The 25658-nt window shown below is 70.7% G+C and carries 21 protein-coding genes and 1 tRNA gene; 16 read left to right on the top strand and 6 right to left on the bottom strand.

All coding sequences use genetic code 11. The features are described from left to right. Position 1: 1 nt before the first annotated feature. The 3 genes from MFF21_RS01000 (at position 2) to MFF21_RS00990 (ending at position 1638) form a co-directional block, all read left to right on the top strand. Positions 2 to 658, top strand: coding sequence for a TetR family transcriptional regulator C-terminal domain-containing protein (locus tag MFF21_RS01000; protein ID WP_238309325.1), 657 nt, complete (start codon positions 2 to 4; stop codon positions 656 to 658). Positions 659 to 730: 72 nt separating this feature from the next. Continuing rightward, positions 731 to 916 carry a hypothetical protein gene (locus MFF21_RS00995; protein ID WP_238309324.1) on the top strand — a complete coding sequence of 62 codons (186 nt, stop codon included), beginning with the start codon at positions 731 to 733 and terminating at the stop codon, positions 914 to 916. 383 nt (positions 917 to 1299) lie between these two features. Further along, positions 1300 to 1638 (top strand): hypothetical protein, encoded by a 339-nt coding sequence (locus MFF21_RS00990; RefSeq protein ID WP_238309323.1) that lies wholly within the window; start codon positions 1300 to 1302, stop codon positions 1636 to 1638. Between the two features lie 361 nt (positions 1639 to 1999). On the opposite strand, the gene MFF21_RS00985 is transcribed toward MFF21_RS00990, so the two are convergent. Next, positions 2000 to 2075 (bottom strand) — tRNA-Thr (locus MFF21_RS00985). 257 nt (positions 2076 to 2332) lie between these two features. On the opposite strand from MFF21_RS00985, the gene MFF21_RS00980 reads away from it, so the two are divergent. Genes MFF21_RS00980 through MFF21_RS00970 form a run of 3 tightly spaced genes read left to right on the top strand, consistent with a single transcriptional unit; the run spans position 2333 to position 3929 of the window. Beyond that, positions 2333 to 2803, top strand: a complete 471-nt coding sequence (locus MFF21_RS00980; RefSeq protein ID WP_238309322.1) for a tellurite resistance TerB family protein — start codon at positions 2333 to 2335, stop codon at positions 2801 to 2803. Further along, positions 2800 to 3216 (top strand): CidA/LrgA family protein, encoded by a 417-nt coding sequence (locus MFF21_RS00975; RefSeq protein ID WP_238309321.1) that lies wholly within the window; start codon positions 2800 to 2802, stop codon positions 3214 to 3216. The genes MFF21_RS00980 and MFF21_RS00975 overlap by 4 nt, the downstream gene beginning before the upstream one ends. Further along, on the top strand, positions 3213 to 3929 hold the full coding sequence (locus MFF21_RS00970; protein WP_238309320.1) for an LrgB family protein: 717 nt from the start codon (positions 3213 to 3215) through the stop codon (positions 3927 to 3929). The genes MFF21_RS00975 and MFF21_RS00970 overlap by 4 nt, the downstream gene beginning before the upstream one ends. Before the next feature lie 10 nt (positions 3930 to 3939). Here the strand turns inward: MFF21_RS00970 and MFF21_RS00965 are convergent, their stop codons facing one another. Both MFF21_RS00965 and MFF21_RS00960 read right to left on the bottom strand, forming a co-directional pair. Further along, a complete protein-coding gene (locus MFF21_RS00965) occupies positions 3940 to 6054 on the bottom strand; it encodes an ABC transporter ATP-binding protein/permease (protein WP_238309319.1) in 2115 nt (704 codons plus the stop codon). 167 nt (positions 6055 to 6221) lie between these two features. Then, positions 6222 to 6521, bottom strand: coding sequence for a hypothetical protein (locus MFF21_RS00960; RefSeq protein WP_238309318.1), 300 nt, complete (start codon positions 6519 to 6521; stop codon positions 6222 to 6224). Positions 6522 to 6716: 195 nt separating this feature from the next. Here MFF21_RS00960 and MFF21_RS00955 point away from each other — a divergent pair, with 195 nt between their 5' ends. From MFF21_RS00955 to MFF21_RS00945, 3 genes are all read left to right on the top strand, one after another. Beyond that, on the top strand, positions 6717 to 7349 hold the full coding sequence (locus MFF21_RS00955) for a 2OG-Fe(II) oxygenase (RefSeq protein ID WP_238309317.1): 633 nt from the start codon (positions 6717 to 6719) through the stop codon (positions 7347 to 7349). 30 nt (positions 7350 to 7379) lie between these two features. After that, the gene (locus MFF21_RS00950; RefSeq protein ID WP_238309316.1) at positions 7380 to 8090 is read left to right on the top strand and encodes a hypothetical protein; all 711 of its coding nucleotides are present in this window, start codon (positions 7380 to 7382) and stop codon (positions 8088 to 8090) included. A 118-nt stretch (positions 8091 to 8208) separates the two neighbouring features. After that, on the top strand, positions 8209 to 9462 hold the full coding sequence (locus MFF21_RS00945) for a molybdopterin molybdotransferase MoeA (protein ID WP_238309315.1): 1254 nt from the start codon (positions 8209 to 8211) through the stop codon (positions 9460 to 9462). 3 nt (positions 9463 to 9465) lie between these two features. On the opposite strand, the gene MFF21_RS00940 is transcribed toward MFF21_RS00945, so the two are convergent. Continuing rightward, positions 9466 to 12921 carry an SbcC/MukB-like Walker B domain-containing protein gene (locus MFF21_RS00940; protein ID WP_238309314.1) on the bottom strand — a complete coding sequence of 1152 codons (3456 nt, stop codon included), beginning with the start codon at positions 12919 to 12921 and terminating at the stop codon, positions 9466 to 9468. A gap of 335 nt (positions 12922 to 13256) precedes the next feature. On the opposite strand from MFF21_RS00940, the gene MFF21_RS23945 reads away from it, so the two are divergent. Then, positions 13257 to 13391, top strand: a complete 135-nt coding sequence (locus MFF21_RS23945) for a hypothetical protein (RefSeq protein WP_276518061.1) — start codon at positions 13257 to 13259, stop codon at positions 13389 to 13391. Positions 13392 to 13430: 39 nt separating this feature from the next. After that, a complete protein-coding gene (locus tag MFF21_RS00935; RefSeq protein WP_238309313.1) occupies positions 13431 to 13568 on the top strand; it encodes a hypothetical protein in 138 nt (45 codons plus the stop codon). Between the two features lie 174 nt (positions 13569 to 13742). On the opposite strand, the gene selD is transcribed toward MFF21_RS00935, so the two are convergent. Beyond that, entirely contained in the window at positions 13743 to 14798 is a 1056-nt protein-coding gene (selD, locus tag MFF21_RS00930; RefSeq protein ID WP_238309312.1) for a selenide, water dikinase SelD, read from the bottom strand. A gap of 164 nt (positions 14799 to 14962) precedes the next feature. Between selD and MFF21_RS00925 the strand changes: the two genes are divergently transcribed. Genes MFF21_RS00925 through MFF21_RS00915 form a run of 3 tightly spaced genes read left to right on the top strand, consistent with a single transcriptional unit; the run spans position 14963 to position 18053 of the window. After that, the gene (locus tag MFF21_RS00925) at positions 14963 to 15841 is read left to right on the top strand and encodes a putative selenate ABC transporter substrate-binding protein (RefSeq protein WP_238309311.1); all 879 of its coding nucleotides are present in this window, start codon (positions 14963 to 14965) and stop codon (positions 15839 to 15841) included. 14 nt (positions 15842 to 15855) lie between these two features. Beyond that, complete coding sequence (locus MFF21_RS00920) at positions 15856 to 16521, top strand: ATP-binding cassette domain-containing protein (RefSeq protein WP_238309310.1); 666 nt, start codon at positions 15856 to 15858, stop codon at positions 16519 to 16521. Then, on the top strand, positions 16521 to 18053 hold the full coding sequence (locus MFF21_RS00915) for a PhnE/PtxC family ABC transporter permease (RefSeq protein ID WP_238309309.1): 1533 nt from the start codon (positions 16521 to 16523) through the stop codon (positions 18051 to 18053). The genes MFF21_RS00920 and MFF21_RS00915 overlap by 1 nt, the downstream gene beginning before the upstream one ends. A gap of 8 nt (positions 18054 to 18061) precedes the next feature. Here the strand turns inward: MFF21_RS00915 and MFF21_RS00910 are convergent, their stop codons facing one another. Next, the gene (locus tag MFF21_RS00910) at positions 18062 to 18580 is read right to left on the bottom strand and encodes a hypothetical protein (protein WP_238309308.1); all 519 of its coding nucleotides are present in this window, start codon (positions 18578 to 18580) and stop codon (positions 18062 to 18064) included. A 289-nt stretch (positions 18581 to 18869) separates the two neighbouring features. On the opposite strand from MFF21_RS00910, the gene treZ reads away from it, so the two are divergent. Then, entirely contained in the window at positions 18870 to 20675 is a 1806-nt protein-coding gene (gene treZ, locus MFF21_RS00905) for a malto-oligosyltrehalose trehalohydrolase (RefSeq protein ID WP_238309307.1), read from the top strand. Positions 20676 to 20709: 34 nt separating this feature from the next. Then, positions 20710 to 25635 (top strand): malto-oligosyltrehalose synthase, encoded by a 4926-nt coding sequence (locus tag MFF21_RS00900; protein WP_238309306.1) that lies wholly within the window; start codon positions 20710 to 20712, stop codon positions 25633 to 25635. The last annotated feature ends 23 nt before the right edge of the window (positions 25636 to 25658 follow it).

The raw sequence follows: 25658 nt of genomic DNA, 5'->3' as shown, positions 1-25658 counted from the left end.
CATGGAGGCGACCCGTGCAGCGGCGGCCCAGGCGAAGGCAAGGATCCGGGCTCGCGCAGAGGAGCGGATCCTGGACGCGGCCGCCGAGATCTTCGCGCGGGAAGGACGTGCCGGCGCCACCATGGCTGCCATCGCCGACGCGGCGGCGATGGCAGCGGCCACAGTTCACTATTATTACGGCACCAAGGCTGCCCTCTACGACGCCGTTCTCGACCGAACTTTGAGTCTGTGGCTCACCGAACTCGCCTGCATCGACGAGGAAAAGGCACCAGCGGACGCGATCGCGGACTACATCCGCGCCAAGATGCGTGTGTCCCAGGCTCATTCGGCTGCCTCACGGATCGTGGCAGGGGAGGTCCTGAACGGTAGCCGGCGCATCGCTCAGTTCCTGGAGGAGGAGCTGAAACCAGTCCTGGAGCGCAAGCTCGGCCGCGTGCACACTTGGCAGTTAGGCGGCGCACTGGCGCCTGTCGACGCGCGGCACCTGTTCTTCCTGATCTGGGCAGCCACGGAGTTCTACGCCAACAGCGCCATCGAGGTCGCGACCGTGCTCGGCCATGGAGCAACCGAAGAGACGACGATGGAACAGGCGGCTTGGGACAGTGCTGCGGAGAGCATCATTCATATCGTGCTTCACGGCGTCAGACACCGGCCGTGATCCAAGGCTTTGTACTCTGATCCCGAGGCTCATCGAGCGCACTGATGAGCGCCACGATACCGAGCCTGCGCGATGTTCCAGGTCGAAGTTCTACGTCAAGCCCAGCAACTCACCGCAGCGCATGCCAGTCTCGCCGACAAGTTCAATCACCGGTTCAATCACCGGATGAAGATAAACCGCTTGGCCCCGGTCAGCGGCAGCGCGCGGACGCTGTTCCTCGTCGCCTTCTATTCGCCCCGTGCGGCCCTTGGGCGGTGATGGTCGTCGCACGAACGCGCACTTGAGGCGCTCAGAGCTTGATCCTGTTGCAGCTCGTGCGATGCTTAGCTTCGCTCATGCGACGAGCTGTTTCCAGTGCGCGGTGCTCGGCGATAATACTCCAGAGCGCCGTCGTGCCGCGCGTCGAGCTGGGTCAGGGTCCGATGGCAGAGGGAGCGTCGCAAGATGGTGTTGGTGCGCGCGACCTCGGTCACCGCACTCCGCTTCGTCGGTGAGACCATGTCTCGGTAGCGGGTAAGGACCTGAGCGAGAGTCGTGTTCTCTGCGGGACGAGTGTCTGGCAGCACGCCGCTTCGATCGAGCTCCGCCTCAAGGCTACGTGCCCACGCAAGAACACCGACTACCTGATCGTCGGCATCGCATTGTCCTGGATATCCCAGGACGGGCAGGCATGGCTTCGGGTCATCTCGCGGCTGTCGAACTTCAATCCGGCCTTCGTGAACAGCGAGATTTTCGGCCTCGTGAAGCTGGTGACCGTCGTGGCCGCCGTGCTCCACATCGTGCCGAAGGGCGCGGTCAACGGCGTCATCCCGCGCGGCAACACCTATTCGGTGGTGGTCGCTTTCCTGGTCGCTGCCGTGCTGGCCGTAGGATTGCTATCCTGGAAGCCGAAACCGCAGCCGCAGATTGAGCGCATGCCGGGTTGGACCCGGGACCTGTTCCAGACTGGCGCGGTAAGGGTTGAAGGGGCGCCGTCCTAGCGGCCCGATCCGGCCGTCCACCCCGTCGCCTCCCGTTCCCGATAATGCGCGCCCATGTCCCGCATCAGCGACACGTTGCGGGAGCCGCAGGCCGTGCAGCGCAGGCGCCTGACGATCTGGTCGCGGATCGTGCGTGATCGAAGCCGGCGATGTCGAGGATGGAGCGGTGACCGCAGCCAGCGCCGTTGCAGAACAGCTCCATCGTCTTCGACCCTTCGGCAAGCCAGTCGGCGACGGTCGTAGGTTGGGAGGCGCGGTTCGAATCGGCCATGCGGCACCGCGAAAAAAGGAATTTTGGGGGAATATCTGGGGAACCCAGCGCCTGACGCCACCCCGATCAGCTCTAAGCCATTGAAATTATTGGTGCCGCAAGAGGGATTCGAACCCCCGACCCTCTCATTACGAATGAGATGCTCTACCAGCTGAGCTATTGCGGCGGCGCGCTCGCGGCGAAAGGCCGGAACGATCGGGGATCCGTCTAGACGGGCCGTGCCGCCTTGGCAAGGCGTTCGCGTGCACGGAAACGGTGCGATCACCGCGAGAGCGACCCTGTCGCGCAGCCGGCCGGCCGATGCAACCGGGACACGCAGGGCCCGGAACCGGCCGCCCGGCGTCGGAAGGCGGGTTCGCTCGCTTGACGGAGGCTCGGCCTGCAATCGAGGCTGGCGGGGCTCCGCTTGTTCAGGGACGGGTCATGGCCCTCGTCGACCGACTCATCGCCTATGCCGCCGCTGCCTTCGGCCAGCCCGCCGCGCCCGACATCGCCCCGGAGGAGGAGGCGCCCATCGCCGTGGTCGCCCTCCTCGTGCATGTGGCGCGGGCGGACGGGGTGCTGGCCGCGGAGGAGATGGAGCGTCTGGTGCGCCTGGTGCGCACGCAATACGCCGTCTCGGAGGCGGAGGCGCGCAGCCTGATCGCCCGCGCCGGCACCTTCGAGGCCGAGACCCGCGACCTTGCGGGGCTCGTCGAGGGCATCGGCGCGACCGACGAAGCCGAGCGGGCGCGTCTCGTCGCCATGGCCTGGTCGGTGGCGGGCGCGGACGGCGCGGTGCACGAATTCGAGGAGGCGCTGGTCTGCCGCCTCGGCACCCTGTTCGGCCTCGACGAGGCGCGCGTGGCCAAAGCCCGGGCGGCGGCGGTTTCCACGATCCCGCCTTCGGCATGATCGTCGCCCTCGCGCTCATCCTGTCGGCGCAGCTCCTCGGCGAGGTCGCCGCCCGCAGCATCGGCCTGCCGGTGCCCGGCCCGGTGATCGGCATGGCGCTGATGCTCGGCTTCCTCTGCCTGCGGGACGCCTCGCCCCGCGCATCTGCGCGGATCCTGCCGCCGCCCCTCGTCGACGGCACTGTCGAGGACACCTGCAAGCGGCTGCTCGCGCATCTGTCGCTGATGTTCGTGCCCGCCGGGGTCGGTATCGTCGGCCGGCTCGACGTGCTCGCCGCCAACGGCCTCTCCCTCGCGATCGTCCTGCTCGTCTCGGTGGCGGCCACCCTGACGGCGACGGTGGCGACCTTCGTCTGGGTGTCGCGCCTCGTGGCGCGCCGGTCGGGCGACACGATGGGCGGCGGGGAGTCGTGAGCGGCGAATTCGCCCTCTGGGTCTATCTCTCCCGCACGCCGCTGCTCTGGTTGACGGTGACCCTGATCGCCTATGCTGTCGCCGACCGGGTCTCGGCGGCGACCGACCGGCATCCCCTGGCCAATCCCGTCCTGCACGCGATCTGGATGACGGGCCTCGTCCTGAAGCTCACCGGCACGCCCTACCCGACCTATTTCGAGGGCGCGCAATTCGTGCACTTCCTGCTCGGGCCGGCCACCGTGGCCCTGGCGATTCCCCTCTACGAGCGGCGCGTCACCGTGATGCGCGCCCTGGTGCCGATGCTCGCGGCGCTGGCGGTCGGCTGCGTGACGGCGCTCGGCACCGCGATGGTGCTCGCCCAGGCGCTCGGCATCCCGCATCCGGTCATCGTGGCGCTGGCGCCGAAATCCGTGACGACCGGCGTCGCCATGGGCATCAGCGAGACCCTGGGCGGTGACCCGACCCTGACCGCCGTGCTCGTGATGATCACGGGGGTGGCCGGCGCGGTGATCGTCTCGCCGCTGATGGCGCTCCTGCGCGTCACCGACATGCGCGCCCGCGGCTTCGCGGCGGGGCTCGCCGCCCACGGCCTCGGCACGGCCCGGGCCTTCCAGGTGAGCGAGGTCGCCGGCACCTTCGCCGGCATCGCCATGGGGCTGAACGCCTTCCTCACCGCGATCCTGGTGCCGGTGGCGGTCAGCCTGCTGCGCTGAGGTTCTCCCGTCACTCCGCCGCGGCCGGGGCCGGCAGGGCCTTGGGCACGAAGCGGCCGTCATTGGCCGGCTGCAGGTCGATGCGGGCGTCGTGATGGGCGTGCAGGGTCGAGCGGTGGCCGATCGAGACGATGGTCGTGCCCGGCAGCTTCTCGCGCAGCATCGTGTAGATCTTGGCCTCGCTGTCCTCGTCGAGGGCGGCGGTGGATTCGTCGAGGAAGAGCCAGTCCGGCTTGGCGAGCACGGCCCGGGCGATGGCGAGGCGCTGCTGCTCGCCGCCGGACAGGCGCTGGTCCCAGGCGTCGACCTCGTCGAGGCGCTCGGCGAGCTGGGGCAGCTGCGCGGCGACGAGGGCTTCCTTGATCGCCGCGTCGGAGAACTGGTCGGTGGTGCTCGGATAGACCACCGCCCCCCGCAGAGTGCCGAGAGGCAGGTAGGGCCGCTGCGGCAGGAGCAGGGCGGACTGGCCCGCCGGCACGTCGATGCGGCCCTTGCCGAAGGGCCAGATCCCGGCGATCGCCCGGAACAGGGTCGACTTGCCCGAGCCCGAGGGGCCGGTCACCAGCGTGGCGGCGCCCTTGCGCAGGGACAGGCCCTCCGTGCGCAGGATCTCGCGGCCGTCCGGCAGGCTCAGGCCCAGATCCTTGGCGGTCACGTCGCGGCCGGTCTCGTTGCCCTGGACGAGGCCGTAGCCGGCCCCGGTCAGCGCCTCCGCCTTGGTCATGGCGCGCTTGAAGGAGGCGAGGCGGTTGGTGTTCGCCTTGTAGGAGGCGATCGTGGTGTAGGAGCTGATGAAGAACGACAGCGAGGACTGCACGCTGGAGAAGGCGTCGCCCGTCTGCTGGAACTGGCCGAGGGTGATCTTCTTGGCGAAGTAGGAGGGCGCGGCGAGGATGTAGGGGAAGACCACGCTGATCTGGCTGTAGGACAGCGTGAAGCTGCCGAGCTTGATCCGCCGGTAGATGATCCCGAGGTAGTTCTCGATGATCGAGCCGAACAGGCCCCAGAGCCGCACCGTCTCGGCGCGCTCGCCGCGCAGGAGCGCGATCTGCTCCGAGTAGATGCGCGAGCGGGCGAGCGAGAAGCGGAAATCGGCCTCCACCTTCTCCTGCCGGAAGTCGAGCCCGATCAGGGGGCGGCCGATCACGTGGGTGAGCCAGGTGCCGACCACCGCGTAGCCGACCACGAGCCAGACCAGGAAGCCCGGCACCACCATGTCGGTAAACGGCAGGATGAAGTCCCGCGACAGGCCCCACAGGATCACCATGAAGGAGACCAGGGTGGCGGCTTGCGAGAGCAGGCGGATCGAGAGCGTCGTCGTCTGCTGGATGAACAGGTTGACGTCGCTCTGGATGCGCTGGTCCGGGTTGTCGGCGTGCTCGCCGGTGAAGGCGATGCGGTAATGCGTGCCGCCGTCGAGCCAGCGCTCGTAGAGGCTGCGGGTCAGCCAGGTGCGCCAGCGGATATGCAGGCTCGCATCGACGAAGACGTCGAGCATCCCGATGATCACCCAGACGGTGGCGAGCGGCCCGAACACCCAGACGAGCTGGTACCAGAACACGTCCGCCTTGTATTCCTGCAGGGCGTTGAAGAGGTCGCGGTACCAGAAGTTCAGGCGCAGCTGCAGTGCCACCTGCGCGAAGGTGATGAAGATCGAGAGCGCCACGAGGCGCTGGCCGATCCGGCCCTCGGTGGTGCCGAGGAAGCGGAACGGGCCGATCTCCTGCGTCGGCTGGCCGCGATCGGCGAAATAGGGATCGGCGATCAGGGTGATGGCGCGGATCGGCTCCAGATAGGAGATCGCGAGCACGATTCCGGCGAAGACCACGGCGCCGGTGGCGGCGAAGTCCGGCGGCAGCAGGGCGGCGAGCGTGCCCGGCAGAAGGCCGAGCCCCGCCGCCTGCTTGGCGAGCGCCAGGAACAGGTAGCCGACGCCGTAGACCGAGACGAAGACCTTCAGATAGGCGGAGAGATTGGCGGAAGCGAGCAGGATGCCCGCCATCACGAAGCCGGCGAGTGACACGTAGAGGGGCGGCGCGGGCATGCCCGGCGCGAGCAGCAGCGCCAGTGCGACGAGTCCCGTCAGGACGGCCTGGATGCCGAGCCCGCTCTTGAGTGCGGCCACGCGGGTTCTCCTTCACGTTCTCGCTCCCGGTCTCGGAACCGGGAGGCGCCGCCGCCTGTGCGGGCGCGCCATGGCGAGATAGTGGCGTGGAAGCCCCTCCGTCTCCTGAAATTTTTGTAATCCGCACCGGCGAGGGGCGGCCGCGTGCCCGCCGGGGCCGGCCGGGGCTACTTGTCCCAGTCCCAGTCGTCGTAATCGGGCTCGCGGCAGCGATAGCCGATCGGGCATTGCGGGTTGTCGCGGGTCGGCACGAAGCGCAGCTCCGCGATCTCGGTGAGCTCGCAGAAGCCGCGGTCGCGCACGAAGCGCTCCCGCCCCAGCGGGGTGGTGAAGCTGGCCGAGCCCTCCCGGCGCACCAAGGCGATCGCCTCGTCGCAGGTCGTGCGCAGGGTCGAGGGGGCCGGTTGTGCAGCTGCCGGCAACACGGCGAACGTGCCCTCCAGCAACGCGAACGCGACGGATTTCATCGAACGCACCGGCCGTCGCTCATTCTCTGGGCCCAAGCTTGAGCATAAGGGGTTCGTCGGGCGCCGCAAAGGCCTTGCCGCGGGCTTGCCGCAATCGAGCAGTCTACGATTGCGGCCGGGCCCCGAAGGCCCTTAACAATTCGTGACGCGCGCCTATTCTGGACCGCCGCGTCGCGCCTGGGACGGATGCCGACCATGACGGGCCTGTCGATCCTCAACCTGGAGGCCGTGCGCGCCGCGCCGGTCTCGCGCGATCCCTACACGTATTTCCTGGGCAGCGGCGTCCTCAACGAGGCGGCGATCGACGAGATCCGCCAGGATTTCCCGGCCATCGCCAAGCCCGGCTACCTCACGGTGGACGAGGTGGCGCTGAAGGGCCGCTTCAAGGCGCTGATCGACGAGCTCGAGAGCGACGAGTTCTCCCGTATCCTCGGCGACAAGTTCGGCATCGACCTCGTCTCCTGCCCGCGCCTGACCACGATCATGAAGCGGAGCCAGCTGAAATACGGCTCGATCCACACGGACGGCCCGTCCAAGGTCATGACCCTGCTCGTCTACATGAACGACGCCTGGGACGCCCCGGCCGCCGGCCGCCTGCGGGTGCTCTACGACGGCAAGAACTACGCGCCCTTCGCCGTCGAGGTCCCCCCGACCATGGGCACGATGTTCGCATTCCTGCGCTCGGACAATTCCTGGCACGGCCACGAGCCCTTCGAGGGCGAGCGCCGCGTGGTGCAGGTGGCCTGGGTGAAGGATGCGGCGGAACTGGAGCGCAAGAAGAAGCGCAACCGCACGGCCCAGTTCCTGAAGGGAATCTTCGGACGCTGACGGGGAGGCCGCGGCGCGGCTCTGGAACGGATGCAGGGGGCGATCATCCTCGACGAGGGGCCGCAGGCGGAGCCGGATGGGGCGCCCGCCCGGGGCCGCCTGCGCCTCGTGCTGCCGATGGCGCTCGCCGCCGGCTGGGGCGCGCTGCTGACCTTTGCCGGGCTCGTCCTGTTCGACGATTTCGGCGCGGAGACCCGCGCGGCGCAGCATCGGGAGAGCGTCGCCAATGGGGACGAGAGCGGCGAGGACCTGCTCCGGCCCATGGGGCTCGCCGCGCCGGCCCGCCGCTGGCGCGATCCGGACGAGACCGGCGCCCGGGCCGAAGCGCCCCGTCGCATCGCGATGGCCGCTGTCGGAAACGACGCGTCCTTCCCGCCTCAGCCGCCGGTCGAGGCCGCCCCGCCGCCGGTGGCGCCCGCCGCGGCCACGCCGCTGTCGAGCCCCGCGGCGGAGTATGTCGGCACCTGGGGGCCGGCGGCGGCGGCCTGCGGAGCGCCCTCCCGCCGCCGCGGCTACATCCCGGCCACCATCAGCCAGGACGGGGCGCAGGCCGGCCGCACCCTCTGCCGCTTCCGCAGCGGGCATCGCGAGGGGCCGACCTGGGCCATGACCGCCGAATGCAGCGAGCGCGGGCGGCGCTGGACCTCGCAGGTCCGTCTCCTCGTCGAGGGCGACCGTCTGGTCTGGACGAGCGCGAAGGGCACCACCGCCTATATCCGCTGCGGCCGGCGCAACGGATGATCCCGCCCCGCGCCCTGGCTTTTCCCGTCCACCGGGTGCAGGGAAGCCACAGCCCGTGCGGAATGCTCCGGAGAGAACGCGTGCCGGGTCGCGACGGAAGCGCCACGATGGGACGCCGATGGCCGGCTTGAGGGATGATTGCGTTCAGGAAAGCGAAAAACTGCTTTCCATCGAGGCCGCTGTGGCGCGGCTCATTGAGGCGCTGCCTGCGGGCGCCGGTCGCGAGACGGTGGCCCTGTCCCAGGCGGACGGGCGCGTCGCGGCGGAGGATGCCTTCGCGCGCAACGACCTTCCCCCCTTCGACAATGCCGCGGTCGACGGCTACGCCGTCCGCTTCGCCGACCTGCGGGCCGACGCGCCGACGCGGCTGCCGCTCGGCGGCCGGCTGCCGGCGGGCGCATCGGCGGAGGGGCTCGCCACGGCGGGCGTCGCCCATCGCATCTTCACCGGCGCCCCGATCCCCGCGGGCGCCGACACGGTCTTCATGCAGGAGGACGTGCGCGTCGAGGACGGTCACGTGCTTCTGCCGCCTGGCCAGTCGCGGGGCGCCAATCGCCGGCGGGCCGGCGAGGATGTCGCCAAAGGCAGCCGCGTGGTGCCGGCCGGCCGGCGCCTGCGCCCGCAGGATCTGGCGCTCGCCGCCGCGGCCGGCCTCGACGCCCTGAGCGTTCGCCCTCGCCTGCGCGTCGCGGTGTTCTCCACGGGGGACGAACTGGCCGAGCCCGGCGCGGATCTGCGGCCCGGGCAGATCCACGACGCCAACCGGGCGATGCTCCTCGGCCTTCTCGCCCGGCTCGGCACGGGGACCGCGGATCTCGGCATCCTGCGCGACGATCCCGTGACCCTCACGCGGCGGCTCGCGGAGGCCGCGACGGCGCACGACCTCGTCCTCACCTCCGGCGGCGTCTCGGTGGGGGAGGAGGACCACGTCAAGGCAGCGCTGGCGGCAACGGGCCGGCTCGACCTGTGGAAGCTCGCGATCAAGCCGGGCAAGCCCGTGGCGGTGGGGCGGATCGGCGAGACGCCCTTCGTCGGCCTGCCGGGCAACCCGGCCGCGGCCTACGTCACCCTGCTGTTCGTGGTGCGCCCGCTGCTCGCCGCGCTGAGCGGGGAGTGCTACGCCCTTCCCCGGGCGCAGCCGGTGCGCGCCGCCTTCACCCACCGCCACCAGCCCGGCCGCCGGGAATTCGTGCGGGTGAGCCTCGCTGTCGGCCCGGACGGGACGGCCGAGGCCCGCAAGGACATGCAGCAGGGCTCCGGCATGCTGAGCTCGCTCACCGAGAGCGACGGCCTCGCCGTGATCCCGGAAGCCATGGGCAACGTGACCGAGGGGGCCGTGGTCGGGTTCTACCCCCACGCCCTGCTCTGGTAGTCCTCACTCCGCCGCGTCGGCGGGGCGGAAGCCTTCGAGGCCGATGCGCTCGGGATTGATCGCGGCCAGCGCGCCCTTGGCCGCCTCCAGCGGGTGCTCGGATTCGATGCGCACACCCTTCAGGTCGGGGCTCTTGTAGACGGTGACGATGGTGTCCATCACCTCGGTCAGCGTGGTGCGCTTGTCCTCCGGCGCGGCGATCAGGAGCTGCAGGCCCCAGGCCCGGTAGAGGTCGACCAGGGCTTGGCTGTTGCGCACGTCGAGCTTGGAGAAGGCCTCGTCGAGCAGGCACAGGCCGAGGCCGGGATTCTCATCGCCGGGCCGATCGCCGGGATAGTAGGCGGAGGCGAGCGAGGCGGCGATGGCCACGTAGAACGGGGCCTGCGCCTCGCCGCCGGAGCCGCGCAGGGCCCGGTTCGACATGGTGGTGCGGTTGCCCGCCCGGTCGCGCATGCCGATCTCGTAGACGAAGTAGTTGCGGTAATCGGCGAGCCGGGCCGCGCTCTCCTCGCCGGCGATCAGCGCCGAGATCTCCTCGATCGCCGCCTTGAGCGGTCCCTCCGCCGTGGTGCCGTCGCCCGGCAGGATCGCCTGGGCGGCATCGGCCGAGCGGGCGACCTCGGTGGCCAGGGCGTGCACGGCGGCGTAGCGCCGGTCCACCGCCGCCTCGAAGGCGTAGGTCTGGCCGGTGAAGGTCTGGGAGGAGAGGCGCTCGTTCAGGGCGTCGAGCCGGGCGCGGACGCGCTCGAACTTGTCGGCGAGCCGGGTCAGCAGGTCTTCCGTCATCAGGCGGCGCATCTCGGCCTCCGCCCGCAGCGCCTGCTCGCGGTAGCGGCGCAGCTCGTGGCCGGCCACCTCGTCATGGGCCCGTTTGGCCCAGCTGTAGCCGAAGGAGGCCGGCGCGTCGGCGCCCCGCCCAAGGGGATTGTCGATGCGCCACTGCACGCAATACTCGGCGAGGTCGCGCTCGGCGGCGCGCCCCTGGTGGCGGGCGGTCTCCGTCGCCTCCTTGGCGGCGTTGCGCGCGAAGGCGGCGGCGGCGGCGAGCCCCTTGGCGTCCCGCTCGGCGAGATCGGCCCGGCAGGCCGCGAGCGAGCCGGCATCGTAGAGGTCGGGGCGGACGAGGCGGATGCGCACGCTGTCCCCGCCCGACCAGCGGGCATAGGCGGAGCGGCGTGCGGCGAGCGCCGCCTTGGCCGCCTCCCGGGTCGCGGCGAGCTTCGCCTTCAGCGTCGCCTCCTCGGAGAGCAGGGCGTCGCGCTTCGGCTCCAGCACCTGCACGAGCTCGGTGAGATAGGCCGAGCGCTCCTTGGTCAGCTCCGCGATCTCGGCTTCGAGGGCGCCGGTATCGGCCTTGGCGGCGCTCTCGCGCTCCGTCGAGAGCGAGCGGCGGCGGCCCTCGATCGCGTCCGCCTCCTCGCGCAGGACGGCGATGTCGGGCAGACCCTCGGCGAGCCGGACCCGCAGCATGGCGGCGTTGCGGGCGGCCTCGCGCAGGAGGTTGGCCTCGTTGCGCAGGCGCCGCGCCTCCTCGGTCGCCACCTCCAGGTTGCGGCGTCCCTCGGCGGTGGGGCCGCGATGGCCCCGCGTCATCATCAGCTGCACCGGCCGGTTGACCGAATAGGCCATGCCGGAGGTCGAGCGCCCGCTCGGGGCGATGGCGCGGCTCATATGGCGCAGGGCGGCGTCGTTGGGGGCGAGGTCGTAGCCGCCGAGGCGGGCGGCGAGGAAGGCCTCGGCATGGGGGTCGTCGGTGTCGATCAGGCCCATCGGCCCGTCGTCGAAGCGGCGGGCGGAGCGCTTGGCCGTGTCCGTCGTCTTCACCAGCAGGCAGCGGTAGAATTGGCTGCGCCGGGATTCGAGCACGCCGAAGGCTCGGTCGAGCCGGTCGGGATCGACCACCAGCGCCTCGCGGGCGCGGCCGAGCAGCCCTTCCAGTGCCTGCCCCCATTTCGGATCGGTGATCTCGGCGAGCTCGCAGATCGGCACCGCCGCGATCCCGATGCGGGCGAGCTCGTCGCGGAAGGCGAGGGTGTCGGGGGCGAGGCGCCCGGCCTGCTCGCGTCCGCCGGCCATCTCGGCGCCGAGGGCCTGCGCCTCGCGCTCCTGCTCGCGGGCGCGCAGGGCCAGATCCTCGGCGGCGTCCTCGAGGGGCCCGGCGATGTCGGGCAACTGGCGCAGGCTCTCGACGAGGCGGGGGAGGGGGCCGTCCGCCCGCAGGGTCTCCTCCGGCGGGGCGTCCCGGCGCAGGCCCGAGCGGGCGCAGGCCTCGACGATCCGGGCCGCGTCGGGATCGATCCGGCGCAGCTCCGCCGCGATGGTGCCGAGCCGGCCGGCCTCCTGCACCAGGGAGACCAGGGCGGAGACGCGGTTGGCGAGGTCGCGCCGGTCGCGGGCGGCCATGGCGAGCCCGGCATCGGAGGCGGCGAGCCGCCCCTCCATGGCGCTGCCGGCGATCTGTGCCTTGCGCGCGGCGATCTCGCCGTCGATCTCGCGCACGAAGCCCTGGCTCGTCGTCACGCTGTCGCGGGCGATGCGCAGGCGCTCGGACACGTCCTGAAGGCTGGTGCTCAGGGCGGCGACGTCGAGGATGCGGCGGCGCAGATCCGCGCTCGCGGCGCGCAATTCCTCGAAAGTGGCCGTGAGGCTCGCCTCCGCCCAGGCCTCGTAGCGCTTCACGATGCGGGCGAGATGGGCGAGGCGCCGCTCCAGTTCCTCGATCGTCTCCAGCAGACGGCGCCAGTTCTCCGCCGATTGCCGGATGCGGCCGACATCGAGGGGCTCGGGCTCCAGCACGAAGCTGCGCACGAAGGCGCTCGAATCGAAGATCGGCTTGAAGGCGACCGCGTTGGCGAAGGTGCGCAGGAAGTGGCGCGGCTCCGGCACCGGCGCGCCCTCGCGCAGGGTCGCCAGCACCTCGGCGGTGAAGCGCTCGCCGGAGGTGCGGAATTCCTCGAAGCGGCCGGGCTTGGCACGCAGGTCGCGGGCGATCTCGACCCAGGGCGCCACATAGCTGCCCTCCGCGGTCTCGCGGACATAGTCCGCGATTTCGAAGCGGTGGTCGACGCTGATGAAGCGCGACAGCGTCTCTTCCTTGGCCTCCTCCGCCCGGGCGGCGAGCGCCAGCCCGACCGTGACGATCCGGCCCGAGGCCTCGTTCTCGAAGACGAGGGCGATGATGGTCTCGCAGGCTTCCCGGGTGGGCCGGCCACCCTCCGCCGGGTCGCTGATCCAGCCGAGGCAGTAGTCGCGCACGGTGCGCGCGCTGCGGCCGGAGGCCGAGGCGTTCAGGGCCAGGCGGCTCGCATTGTTGCCGGCGAGCACGGTGCCGACCGCGTCGAAGATCGTGGACTTGCCCGCCCCCGTTGGCCCGACGAGCGCGGTCGCGCCCCGGATCCGGATCTGCTCACGCCGGATCAGGTACCAATTCGAGAGCGCGATATCGGTGAGGCGGTACACCGTTAGGGCCCGCGCGCCTGTCCTGGAACGATCATCGTCCCGGCATGGACGCCGCCGCCCCGGGATGCAAGCGCCGGAGGTCCGGCGGGCTGAGGCCGGTGTGGATGCGCCTCACCCGGTCGGGAGGCGGCAGTCTCCGCCGCACGATCATGCCCGCGGCAGATGCCGGCCTGGGCAGGCTGTCCCTGCGCACCGCATAAGCCGCTGACTTTTCTGAAATATCGAAAGTTTCGATCAAATTTATTCGGCTGTTTCGCCAAGTCGAACGGGGCCATCTTCCTCTCATCGGAAGCGGCCAACGGGGCCGCCTCCAAGACCCTACGAAGGAGCCCACCATGTCCCGTCTCGTTTCCGCCGCCCTGGTCGCCCTCTCGCTCGTCGCGGGCAGCGCCGCCCAGGCCCAGAGCTTCACCGCCCCCGCCGGCATCCCGGTTCAGGCCGCTCCCGGCGCCGCCGTCCAGGGCCGCTGAATCCCCTCTCTCCAATCCCCCCTTCCAAGGAGACCCGTCATGAACCGTATCGTCGCCCTCGCCCTGCTCGCCTCTTCCCTCGTCCTGTTCGGCTTCGCCATGGAAGCCCAGGCTCAGAGCTTCACCGCCCCGGCCGGCATCCCGGCCCAGACCGCCCACGCCGTCGGCGGCCGTTGAGCCCGGCCCTGGCCGGATCCGGATTCCGGCACCGCGCAGCAGACAGCGAACACGAGAAAGCCGGCCCTCTCCGACGAGACGGCCGGCTTTCTCGTGTTCGAGGCTCGCTGCGTCCTCGCTTGTCTTCGCCGCATGCGACGCCGCCCGGGCTTTGGGGGCCTTCCGGGGGGGCGCCTAGCCGTTCGCCAGCACCCGGATCCGCGCCGGTCCCTCCTCCACCCGCCCGATGATGGCGGCGGTCGGGTGACCGGCCTGCCAGATCCGCGCGAGGATCGACTCGGCGGCCTCCGGTTCGCAGCTGACGAGCAGGCCGCCCGAGGTCTGCGGATCGGTCAGCAGGTGGCGCCGCCAATCGGGGAAGCCCTCCGGGAGCGCCACCGACTCGCCGAAGGCGGTCCAGTTGCGGTGCGAGGCCCCGGTGACGAAGCCGTCGCGGGCCAGCGCCGCGGCCTTGGGCAGAAGGGGCACCTTGTCCGCCTCGATCAGGAGGCCGAGCCCGGCGCCGCGGGCGACCTCCAGCCCATGGCCGAGCAGCCCGAATCCGGTCACGTCGGTCATGGCATGCAGGTCGGGATCCTCGGCCAGGACGGCACCGACCCGGTTGAGCAGCGTCGTGCTCGCGATGAACTCCGCATAACCGCCCGTGGGCAGGGCCTCCTTCTTGATCGCCGCCGAATAGATCCCGACGCCGAGGGGCTTCGTCAGGATGAGGGCGTCACCGGCCTTGGCGTCGCGGTTGCGGCGGACATGCTCGCGGGGACAGGTACCGATCACGGCGAGCCCGTAGATCGGCTCCGGCGTGTCGATCGAGTGGCCCCCGGCCACCGGGATGCCGGCTTCCGCGCAGATCGAGGCCCCGCCCTTCAGGATCGCGGCGACGGTCTCGGGGGCGATCTTGCCGACGGGCATGCCGAGGATGGCGAGGGCCAGGATCGGCCGGCCGCCCATGGCGTAGACGTCGGAGATCGCGTTGGTCGCGGCGATGCGCCCGAAATCGTGTGGATCGTCCACCATCGGCATGAAGAAGTCGGTGGTGGCGATCAGGCAGGTGCGGTCGTCGAGGGCCCAGACCGCGGCGTCGTCCGAGGTCTCGTTGCCGACGAGAAGCCGCTCGAAGGGGCCGCCCATGGGCTGATCGGCCAGCAGCCCGCGCAGGATCGCGGGGTCGAGCTTGCAGCCGCAACCGCCGCCATGGGCGAGGCTGGTGAGGCGGGGCTGCGTCGCATCCATCGTCGTCTCCTGTTGTCCGATCCGAGCTCGGGCGGAAAGGCCGCAGCCTGTCCACCGCAGCATAGGGGGTTCAACCCTGCCGCGTTCGCGTCCGATCTGCTACCTCGCATGATGATCCGCCGGGCGGCGTCCCGCCCTTGCGTGCGGAGATTTCGGAGTTTCCGATGCGACGTCGTGCCGTCCTGTCGTGCCTTGCCCTTCTCGCCGGCGCCCTCGCCTCGGCCCACGCGCAGGAGGGCGCCAAGCCGCCCTTCGTCTTCACCGGCATCCCCGATCAGGACGAGAGCCGCCTCGTCGAGCGCTTCGGCAAGGTCGCGACCTATCTCGAGGGCAAGCTCGGGGTGCCGGTGCGCTACATCCCGGTGAAGAACTATCCGGCCGCGGTCACCGCCTTCACCAACGGCCAGGTCCAGCTCGCCTGGTTCGGCGGCTTCACCGGCGTCCAGGCCCGCAAAGCGGTGCCGGGCAGCCAGGCCATCGCCCAGGGCGCCGAGGATGCGGCCTTCAAGACCTACTTCATCGCCAACGCCGCCACCGGCCTCGCCCAGGGCGCCGACTTCCCGAAGGCGATCGCGGGCAAGACCTTCACCTTCGGCGCCCGCGCCTCGACCTCCGGCCGGCTGATGCCGGAGCACTTCATCCGCCAGGCCTTCCCGGGCAAGACGCCGGAGCAGGTCTTCTCCCGCGTCGGCTTCTCGGGCGACCACAGCCGCACGATCCAGCTGGTCCAGTCCGGCGCCTTCGAGGTCGGGGCGGTCGACTATTCGGTGTGGGATCTCGACGGCAAGGCCGGCAAGATCGATCAAAAGGCGGTCGCGGTGATCTGGGAGAGCCCGACCTTCCCGGATTACCAGTGGACCGTGCGCGGCGACGTGGACAAGACCTACGGGGAGGGCTTCACCGAGAAGCTGAGGGCAGCCCTCGTCGGTATCACCGACCCGGCCATCCTCGAGCCCTTCGGCCGCTCGAAGTTCATCCCCGTCGACAACGCGGCCTATGCGCCGCTGATCGAGGTGGGCCGTTCGACCGGCCTGCTCGACTGAGGGCAGGCTCCGCCGTGCCGGAGAATGCGATCGCCCTCACGAACGTCTCGGCGGCCTATGGCGGACGGCCGGTCCTCTCCGGCATCGACCTGACCGTGCGCCGGGGCGAGCGGGTGGCCCTGCTCGGGCGCTCGGGGGCGGGCAAGTCGACCCTGATCGGGCTGATCCACGCCCAGGGGCCGGCCCAGGTTGCCCTGGTGCCCCAGGCTTCGGCCCTGGTGCATCCCCTGAGCGTGTTCCACAACGTCTATATGGGCCGCCTCGACCGACGCTCGACCTGGCACAACCTGCGCACCCTCGTCCTGCCGGCCCGGGCCGACGTGGACGAGGTGCGGGCGGTGCTCGGCGGCCTGGGGCTCGCCGAGAAGCTCTTCGCCCGAGCCGGGGAACTCTCGGGCGGGCAGCAGCAGCGGGTCTCGGTGGCCCGCGCCCTCTATAACGGCCGGCCGATCCTGCTCGCCGACGAGCCCGTCTCCGCCCTCGACCGGCAGCAGGGGGCGGCGGTGCTGGAATTGCTCTGCGCCCGCCACGAGACCCTCGTCGTGGCCCTGCACGATGTCGGCCTCGCCCTTGCGCATACGGATCGGGTGGTGGTGCTGGAGAACGGCCGCATCGTCCTCGATGCGCCGAGCCGGGGCCTCGACGCGGCGACGCTGGCGCCCTTTTACGCGGCCGCCTGATGGACGCCTTCCTCGCCCGGCCCGGCTACGCCTCGATCAGCCGCTGGTTCGTCGCCCTGGCGCTGGCCGCCCTGCTCACGGCCGATCTCCATGTCTCGAGCCTCAACCCCTTCGCCGATCTGCAGCGCCTGCTCGCCGGGCTGATCCGGCCCGATTTCCTCTCCGTCGAGATCCGGAGCATCGCCTACACCGTGGCCTTCGCCGTGCTCGGCGTCGGGCTCGGGGCGGGGGCGGGCTTCCTGCTGGCGATCCCCTTCGCCCGCTCGCGGCCGGTGCGCCTCCTCTGCGCCTTCCTGCGGGCGGTGCACGAGCTGTTCTGGGCGCTCCTGCTGATGCAGGTCTTCGGGCTCTCGGCCACCACCGGGATCCTCGCCATCGCGCTGCCCTATGCCGGCATCTGCGCCAAGGTCTATGCCGAGATCATCGAGGAGGCGGATCTCTCGGCTCTGCGCACCCTGCCGCCGGGTACGGGGGCGATCGCCGCCTTCGCCTATGCCCGGCTGCCGGTCGTGGCCGCCTCGCTGCGGCACTACACGCTCTACCGCCTCGAATGCGGCCTGCGCTCGACCCTCGTGCTCGGCTTCATCGGCCTGCCGACCATGGGCTTCTATCTCGAATCCGCCTTCCGCCAGGGCCGCTACGGCGAGGCCGGCGCGCTGCTCCTCGTCTTCTATGCCCTGATCGGCACCCGCCGGCTCTGGATGCGGACCAAGACCCTGCCCTTCCTCCTGGTGGGCAGCGTGCTGGCCCTGCCCGCCACGGTCGGCGCCACGGATGTCGGGGCGAGTCTCGCCCGCTTCCTCGGGCACGACATCGTCCCGGCGCCCCTGCGTGATGCGCCGCTCCTGGCGATCGAGACCTGGGCGCGGTTCTGGGCCTGGCTCGCGCCGATCCTCACCGGCCAGATCCTGCCAGGCCTGCTCCAGACCCTGGTGCTGGCCCAGATCGCCCTGGTGGCGACCGCATTCGGCGCCCTGGCGCTGTTTCCCCTGGTCTCGCGGCGCTTCACGGGCCCCATCGGGCGGCCGCTCGGGCGGATCCTGCTCGTCACCGTGCGCTCGACACCGGAATACATGCTGGCCTACGTCGCCCTGCAACTCCTCGGCCCCTCGATGCTGCCGGCGATCCTGGCGCTCGCCATCCACAATGCGGGGATCGTGGGCTACCTGCTGGGGCGGCACGCGGACGAGATCGGCTACCGCCCCGACGCGCCGGCGGGCCTGAACCTCTACGCCTACGAGACCGTGCCGCGGCTCTACGGCCAGTTCCTGGCCTATCTGCTGTATCGCTGGGAGATCATCCTGCGCGAGAGCGCGATCTTCGGCATCCTCGGCGTGGCGACGCTCGGCTTCTACGTCGATGCGGCGATCTCGGAGCTGCGCCTCGACGTGGCGGTGGTGCTGATCCTCGCGACCGCCCTGCTCGCCATCGCCGTCGACGCCCTGTCGCGCGGCCTGCGTCGGGCGCTGCGCATCAACACCCTGCCGACCCGCCTGTCCGCGCCGATCGGCCAAGAAGAACCGGCCCGGTGAAGGGGGGCTTACGGGGCCGAGGCCTCCGCGGCCGTCGTCCGGTCGCCGACCGTCGCGTCGATGGCCTTGGCGTCGAGGATGGCGGCGGCCCCCGGAGCCGTGCCCGGCGGTGTGATCGCCGCCCGCAGGACGCCTCGGATCTCCGCGCCTTTGGCTCCGAAGCGCGACCAGGCCGCTTCGCAGCGGCGATGGTCGTCATCCGCCTGGAAATAACGCTCCTGGTCCTCCAGCAGGGCGGCGTAGACCGCGGCCCGGACCGAGTGCTCCTCCCCGACATAGAGCCGGTAGATCCGGCCCCAGAATTCCTCGTCGAGCTCCCACTCGCAGTGCGAGGCGGCCTTCATCATCGCGAGCTTGCGCAGGCTGCGCCGCTCCGGCTCGGGCAGATAGAGCAGGCCGTAGCGTCCCTTCAGGGCGCGGCCGCCCCCCTCGTACCCGGCATCGCTGGTGAGCGCCCAGGTCAGGTAGGCGCCGGCGCTCCCCGCGATCAGGAGGCCGGCAAGGACGGTGGCTCTGACGACTCGCATGCACGCATCCGGAGATTGAAGCCGCGTCGTAGAGCAGCCGACCCGGGCGAATTCGTGGACATGCGACCGAAAATTGCAACGCTCCCGACGCATCCGGGGTCCGCCTGCGAGACGCATGTCTCGCATCTGCGAAACGGTGCCGATTCCATGCTGCAGGGCGGTTGCCCGCCGCATCCGGCGCCATAAGTCCGCCGGGAACCGGAAAGGGTTCGCCGCCTTCTCCAGCAGGCGCCGGCTTGACCGAGCCCGTGCGGCGCTGCTGCCGAAAAGAACGAGGATCCTGATCTCCATGCGGCGCATCCATGCCATGGCCTTCGGCGGCGCGCTCGAAGCGGACGGTGCGCGGTTCGCCCTATGGGCGCCGAGCGCGAAGGAGGTCGCCCTCGTCCTCGACGGGCAGGAGCATCCGGTGCCGGAGGCGGGCGAGGGCTGGCGGCGCCTCGTCGTGCCCGGCGTGAAAGCCGGGGCCCGCTACGGTTTTCGCATCGACGGCGCCCTCGTGGTGCCGGATCCCGCTTCCCGCTTTCAGCCCGAGGATGTCTCCGGCCTGTCCGAACTCGTCGACCCCGCGGCCTATGACTGGCAGGATTCCGACTGGAGCGGCCGCCCCTGGGAAGAGGCTGTGATCTACGAGTTGCATGTCGGCACGGCCACGCCCGAGGGTACCTATGCCGGCCTGGAGAAGCGCCTCGACGACCTCGTCGATCTCGGCGTCACCGCCCTGGAGCTGTTGCCGCTCGCCGACTTCAAGGGCCGCCGCAACTGGGGCTACGACGGCGTTCTGCCCTACGCGCCCGATGCCGCCTATGGCCGGCCGGAGGACCTGAAGCATCTGATCGACGCCGCCCATGCCAAGGGGCTGATGGTCTTCATCGACTGCGTCTACAACCACTTCGGCCCGGCTGGGAACTACCTCCACGCCTACGCGAAGAGCTTCTTCACCGAACGGCACCAGACCCCCTGGGGCGCGGGCATCAACTTCGACGGGAAGGAGGCGGGCCGGGTGGTGCGCGACTTCTTCCTGCAGAACGCGCTCTACTGGCTGGAGGAATACCATTTCGACGGCATCCGCTTCGACGCGGTGCATGCCATCCTCGACGATTCCGAAAAGCACTTCCTGGCCGAGCTCGGCGAGACCGTCCGGCAGCGTTTCCCGGATCGTCACGTCCACCTGATCCTGGAGAACGAGGCCAACCAGGCCCGCTGGCTCGAACGTGACGAGGCGGAGAAGCCGCGCCTGCACAGCGCGCAATGGGCGGACGACCTGCACCATTGCTGGCACGTGCTGCTCACCGGCGAGGAGGCCGGCTATTACGAAAGCTTCGCCGACAAGCCGGTGGAGCACCTCGCCCGCTGCCTTGCCGAGGGCTTCGCCTACCAGGGCGAGCCCTTCAAGACCCTCGACAACCATCCCCGCGGCGAGCCCTCGGCGCATCTGCCGCCCTCCGCCTTCGTCACCTTCCTCCAGAACCACGATCAGGTCGGTAACCGGGCGCTGGGCGAGCGCCTGAGCCACCTCGCCGATTCGGGCAAGCTGGCGCTTGCCCGTGCCGGGCTCCTGCTCGCGCCCCAGATCCCGATGCTGTGGATGGGCGAGGAATGGTCGGCCTCTGCGCCCTTCCTGTTCTTCGTCGACTTCACCCCCGACGAAGAGCTGAACAAGGCCGTGCGCGAGGGGCGCCGGCGCGAGTTCAAGAGCTTCGCGGCCTTCGCCGACGATACCTCGGTCATCCCCGATCCCACCGAGGAGAAGACCTTCACGGATTCCAAGATCGACTGGGACGAGGCCGAGACCGGGCCGCATCGGGCGGTCTGGGCCGATACACGCAACCTGATCCAGATCCGCCACCAGACCGTGGTGCCGCTGACGAAGTCCGGCTTCCGCGGGGCCGAAGCCCACGTCCCCGCGCCGGGCGTCGTCGATTGCACTTGGCATTTCGGGGCTGGCACCCTGCGCTTCGTCGCCAATGTCGGCGACGGCGAGTACGCTGCCGATCGCGCGGGCGGCCAGGTAATCTGGTCGAGCGGCCTCTCGCGCGAAGCGCTGCAACTGCCGCCCTGGACCGGGGTGTTCCTGGTCAGTGCCCCCGAATGACCGCGCGCATGAGCGAGAAAGCCTGAAGCCGGACATGGACGCCGTCCCCGCACACCTCCTCCAGCGTCTGACCGACCTCGTCGGCATCGCCCCGGGCTATACCGATGCCTTCGGCCACCGCGTCGAAACCGGGCTCGACGTGCGCCGTGGTATGCTCGCCGCTTTGGGCTTCGCTGTCGGCAACGAAGCCGAGATCGGCGAGAGCCTCGCCAGGGTCGAGGCCGTGCGCCGGGCCTTGATCCCGCCGCTCCTGCCCACCGAAGCGCGGCGGAGCCTGCGCGTGCCGGTGCTGGCCGATGGCACTTCCGGCTCGATCGCGTGGCGCCTCGTGGATGAGCGCGGCCATGCCCGAGAGGGGCGCGCTCCGGTCACCATGGGGGAGGGCGGTCCCGGCTTCGACCTGCCGCCACTCACGCCCGGCTACCACCATCTCACCGCCGTCCTCGGCGAGCGGCGGGCTGAGGCCCATGTGATCGCGGCGCCGAAGCGCTGTTGGCGACCCCGCGCCTATGCGGAGGAGGGGGCGCGGGACTGGGGCATGGCCGCCCAGCTCTACGGCCTGCGCTCCCCGGACAATCTCGGGATCGGGACCTATGCCGATGCGGGCCGGGCCGCCCGCGACGCCGGCCTGCGCGGCGCCTCTTTCCTGGGGCTCAGCCCGGTCCATGCGCTCTTCCCCACCGACCGGAGCAAGATCTCCCCCTACTCGCCCTCCTCGCGGCTGTTCCTGGAGACGCTGTTCATCGAGCCGGGCGTGTTGCTGGGCTTCTCCGGGAGCCGGGCGGAACAGCTTCTTGCTGAGCAAACCCCGCGGATCGAGGCCCTGCGCGACGCGGCCCTCGTCGACCACGCCGGCATCTGGGAGGTGCTCGCGCCGGCCCTGGAGGCGCTCTGGCAGGATTCACCCGCCCGCGCCGGCCGGGACGAGGCCTTCGCCGCCTTCCTGAAGGAGGGGGGCGAGAACCTCGAATCTCACGCGACCTTCGAGGCCCTGGCCGAGCATTTCTCCGCCCGGGGCGCCAAGTGGCTCGGCGACTGGCCGGAGGAATACCGCCGGGCGGGAACGGAGGCGGTGCGTGTCTTCGCTCGGGAGCAGGCAGAGCGGGTGAATTTTCACCTGTGGCTGCAGTTCCTTGCCGACGAGCAGCTGAGGGAAGCCTCCGAAGCGGCTCTGGCCTCCGGCATGCGGATCGGCCTCTACCGCGACCTCGCGGTCGGAGCCGACCGAGGCGGCTCCGAAATCTGGTCGCATCCCGAGCGCTTTGCCAACGGCGTCTCCATCGGCGCTCCGCCGGATCTGCTCGCGCCCCGCGGCCAGGACTGGGGCCTGCCGGCCTTCCACCCGCTGGAACTGGAGCGGGACGGCCTCAAGGCGTTCCGGGCTCTGGTCCAGGCCAATATGCGCCATGCCGGCGCGATCCGCATCGACCACGCCTTCCAGCTCGCCCGGCTGTTCCTGATCCCCCTCGGCCAGTCGGCGCAGGCCGGCGCCTACATGGCGATGCCCTTCGAGCCGATGCTGGCGGTGCTGCGGCTCGAGAGCCACCGCGCCAAGTGCCTCGTCATCGCCGAGGATCTCGGCACCGCCCCGGAGGGATTTTCCGATGCCCTGATGCAGGCCGGCATCCTGAGCTACCGGATCCTTGCCTTCGAGCGGGAGCAGGGCGGCCGCTTCAAGGCGCCCTCGGCCTACCCGCACGACGCGCTCACCGCCATCACCACCCACGACCTGCCGACCTTCGTCGGCTGGTGGCGGGGCGTCGACACCGACACCCGCCAGTCCCTGGGCCTGTACGACTCCGACCGGGCCGATGCGGAGCGGGCCGAGCGCGTGGTCGAGCGCCACCGCCTGGCCGAGGCGCTGGCCGGCGAGCAGCTGCTGCCGGGCGCCGAGCCGCCGGAGGCCGCGCCCTTCGAGGCGGCCGCGCGCTACCTCGCCCGCGCCCCCTCGATCCTCACCGCCGTGCAATACGAGGACGTGGTCGGCGAGCTGAGCCAGGCCAACGTGCCGGGCTCTACGGAGGGCTATCCGAACTGGCGGCGCAAGCTCGATCGGAGCCTGGAGGCCATCGCCGCCCCGGGCGGCCCGCTCGCCAAGCTCGCCGCCGCGCTCGCCGCGGAGGATCGCGGCCCCCGCTCGGGCGCCGCCCGGCTGTCCTCGGCGCCGCCCCGGGCGACCTACCGGCTCCAGTTCCACGAGGGCTTCACCTTCGCGGATGCCCGCGAGATCGTCCCCTATCTCGCCCGGCTCGGCATCAGCCACGTCTACGCCTCGCCCCTGCAGCGGGCCCGGCCGGGCTCGACCCACGGCTACGACATCGTCGACCACTCGCAGATCAATCCCGAGATCGGCGGTGAGGACGGCTTCGTCGCCTTCTCGGACGCCCTCAAGGCGCACGGCCTCAAGCTCCTGCTCGACGTGGTGCCCAACCACATGGGCGTCGGCGGGGCCGACAATCCCTGGTGGCTCTCGGTGCTCGAATGGGGCGGGCTCTCGCCCTACGCCCATGCCTTCGACATCGACTGGGAGCGGCTCGGCGCCAACGGCAAGCTCGTCATCCCCTTCCTCGGCGCGCGCTACGGCGAGGCCTTGGAGACGGGCACGCTGGAACTGAAGTTCGACGAGGCGGCCGGCGCCTTCAGCGTCTGGCACTACGAGCACCAGTTCCCGGTCTGCCCGCTGCAATATCCCTCGATCCTGAACCGGGCGCTCGCGGCGCTCGGCGAGATCGGCGACGACCCCTCGGCGGACGTCCTCGCCATCTCCGAGCGCCTGCGCAACATGGGCGAGGAGACCAACGGGGAACGCCGCCGCGACTTCCCCGCCGAGGCCGAGACCCTGAAGCAGGATCTCGCGGATGCCGTGCGCGCCTCGCCCCAGATCGCCGCGGCGATCTACCGGGCGCTGCATCTCCTCAACGGCAACAAGGACTATCCCGACACGTTCGGGCCGCTGCACCGCCTGCTGGAGAGCCAGTCCTACCGGCTTGCCCATTGGCGGATCGCCTCGAGCGACATCAATTACCGCCGCTTCTTCGACGTGAACTCCCTCGCGGGCCTGCGCGTCGAGAAGTCGGACATCTTCCAGAAGTCGCACACGCTCCTGTTCCGCCTGGTCGAGGAGGGCCGCATCGACGGCCTGCGCATCGACCATATCGACGGACTCGCCGATCCGCTCGGCTATGCCCGCGCGCTGCAGGCGGCCGTCGGTCCCGGATTCTACGTGGTGGTGGAGAAGATCCTGGAGCCGGGCGAGAAGCTGCGGGCCTGGCCGGTGGCGGGCACCACCGGCTACGACGTGCTCAACCAGCTCGACGGCATCCTGGTCGACCGCGAGCGCAAGACCCGGGTGGAACGCTTCTACCGCTGGGCGACGGGCTTCGACGAGCCCTACGGCTTCCAGCTGCGTGCGGCCAAGGCCGAGATCCTCGAGATCAGCTTCGCCTCCGAGTTGGAGGTGATCACCGGCGACCTCAAGCTGATCGCCGATGCCGACCGGCGCACCCGCGACTTCTCCGTGAACACGATCCGGCGGGCGCTGATCGAGATCATCGCGCGCTTCCCCACCTACCGCTCCTACCTGCCGGGCGACCTCGACGAGAGCGACGTGGAGGATGCCGACATCGCCCTCATCGAGGGGGCGGTGAAGAAGGCCAAGCGCTGGAGCGCGCTGCCCGACCGCTCGGTGCACGACTTCGCCGAGAACGCGCTGCTCGGGCGCATCGACACCACGGGACCGGGCCGGCCGGACCCGGCCGTGATCCTGCGCTTCCGCCGCCGCTTCCAGCAGCTCACCGGCCCGGTCATGGCCAAGAGCCTGGAGGACACGCTGTTCTACCGCTACGTCGAGCTCCTGGCGCTCAACGAGGTCGGCGGCGATCCCGGCGAGTACGGCCTCGACCTTCCCCATTTCCACGCGCTGCAGGCGGCCCGGGCCCGGGACTGGCCCAACGCCATGATCGCCACGGCGACCCACGACACCAAGCGCGGCGAGGATGCGCGGTCGCGCCAGCTCGCCCTGTCCGAGCTGCCGGAGGACTGGGCGCGGGCCTGGGACATCTGGCGCGAGACCGCCGGGCCGCACTTGTCGACCCACGACGACGAGCCGGCGCCCGACGCCAACGACCAGTGGATGTTCCTGCAGGCGATTCTCGGCGCCTGGCCCCTCGAGCTCTTGGAACAGGACGACGCGGCGGCGATCGAGGATTTCCGAAAGCGCCTCGACGCCTATGCGGAGAAGGCCCTGCGCGAGGGCAAGCGCCGCTCGAGCTGGGTCAATGTCGACGAGACCTACGAAGGCGCCGTGCATGCGCTGTTCGCGAGGATCGTCGCCCCGGGTTCGGACTTCCTGGCCCGCATGCGCCCCTTCGCCCGGCGGCTCGCCCATCTCGGCATGATCGCGGGGCTCGGCCGCACGGTGCTGAAGGCGACGCTGCCCGGCATTCCGGACACCTATCAGGGCACCGAGTTCTGGGATTTTTCCTTCGTCGATCCCGACAACCGGCGCCCGGTCGACTACGCGGCCCGCGCCACGGCGCTGGAGGCGGGATTACCCCCCGCCGATCTGATCGGCACCTGGTGGGACGGTCGGGTGAAGCAGGCGACGCTTGCCCGCCTGCTCGCCGACCGGGCGGCCCATCCGAGCTTCTACGCCGATGCCGACTACCAGCCCCTCGAGGCCAAGGGCGAGCGGGCCGAGAACGTCGTCGCCTTCATCCGCTCGGATGCGGTCTCGGGGACCGGCGACCTGATCGTGGCCGTGCCCCGCCTCGTCGCGGGGCTCGCGAAGGAGGGCATCCCCTGGTCGGGCGCGGCCTTTGCCGGCACTGCCCTGAGCGTGGACGAGGGCAGCCACTGGCGCGATCTGGCCGGCGGCGAGGTCGGCGCGGAGGACGGCCGGCTCGATCTCGGTGCGCTCTTCGCACGGCTGCCCTACGCTGTGCTGCGCCGGCAGGTGTGAACCATCGCTTGCCCGGGGCTTTT

The sequence above is a fragment of the Methylobacterium organophilum genome, from assembly GCF_022179465.1.
Lineage (GTDB): Bacteria > Pseudomonadota > Alphaproteobacteria > Rhizobiales > Beijerinckiaceae > Methylobacterium > Methylobacterium organophilum.
Note: the sequence above shows the minus strand (reverse complement) of the source record. Positions and strands in the feature narration are given on the sequence as shown.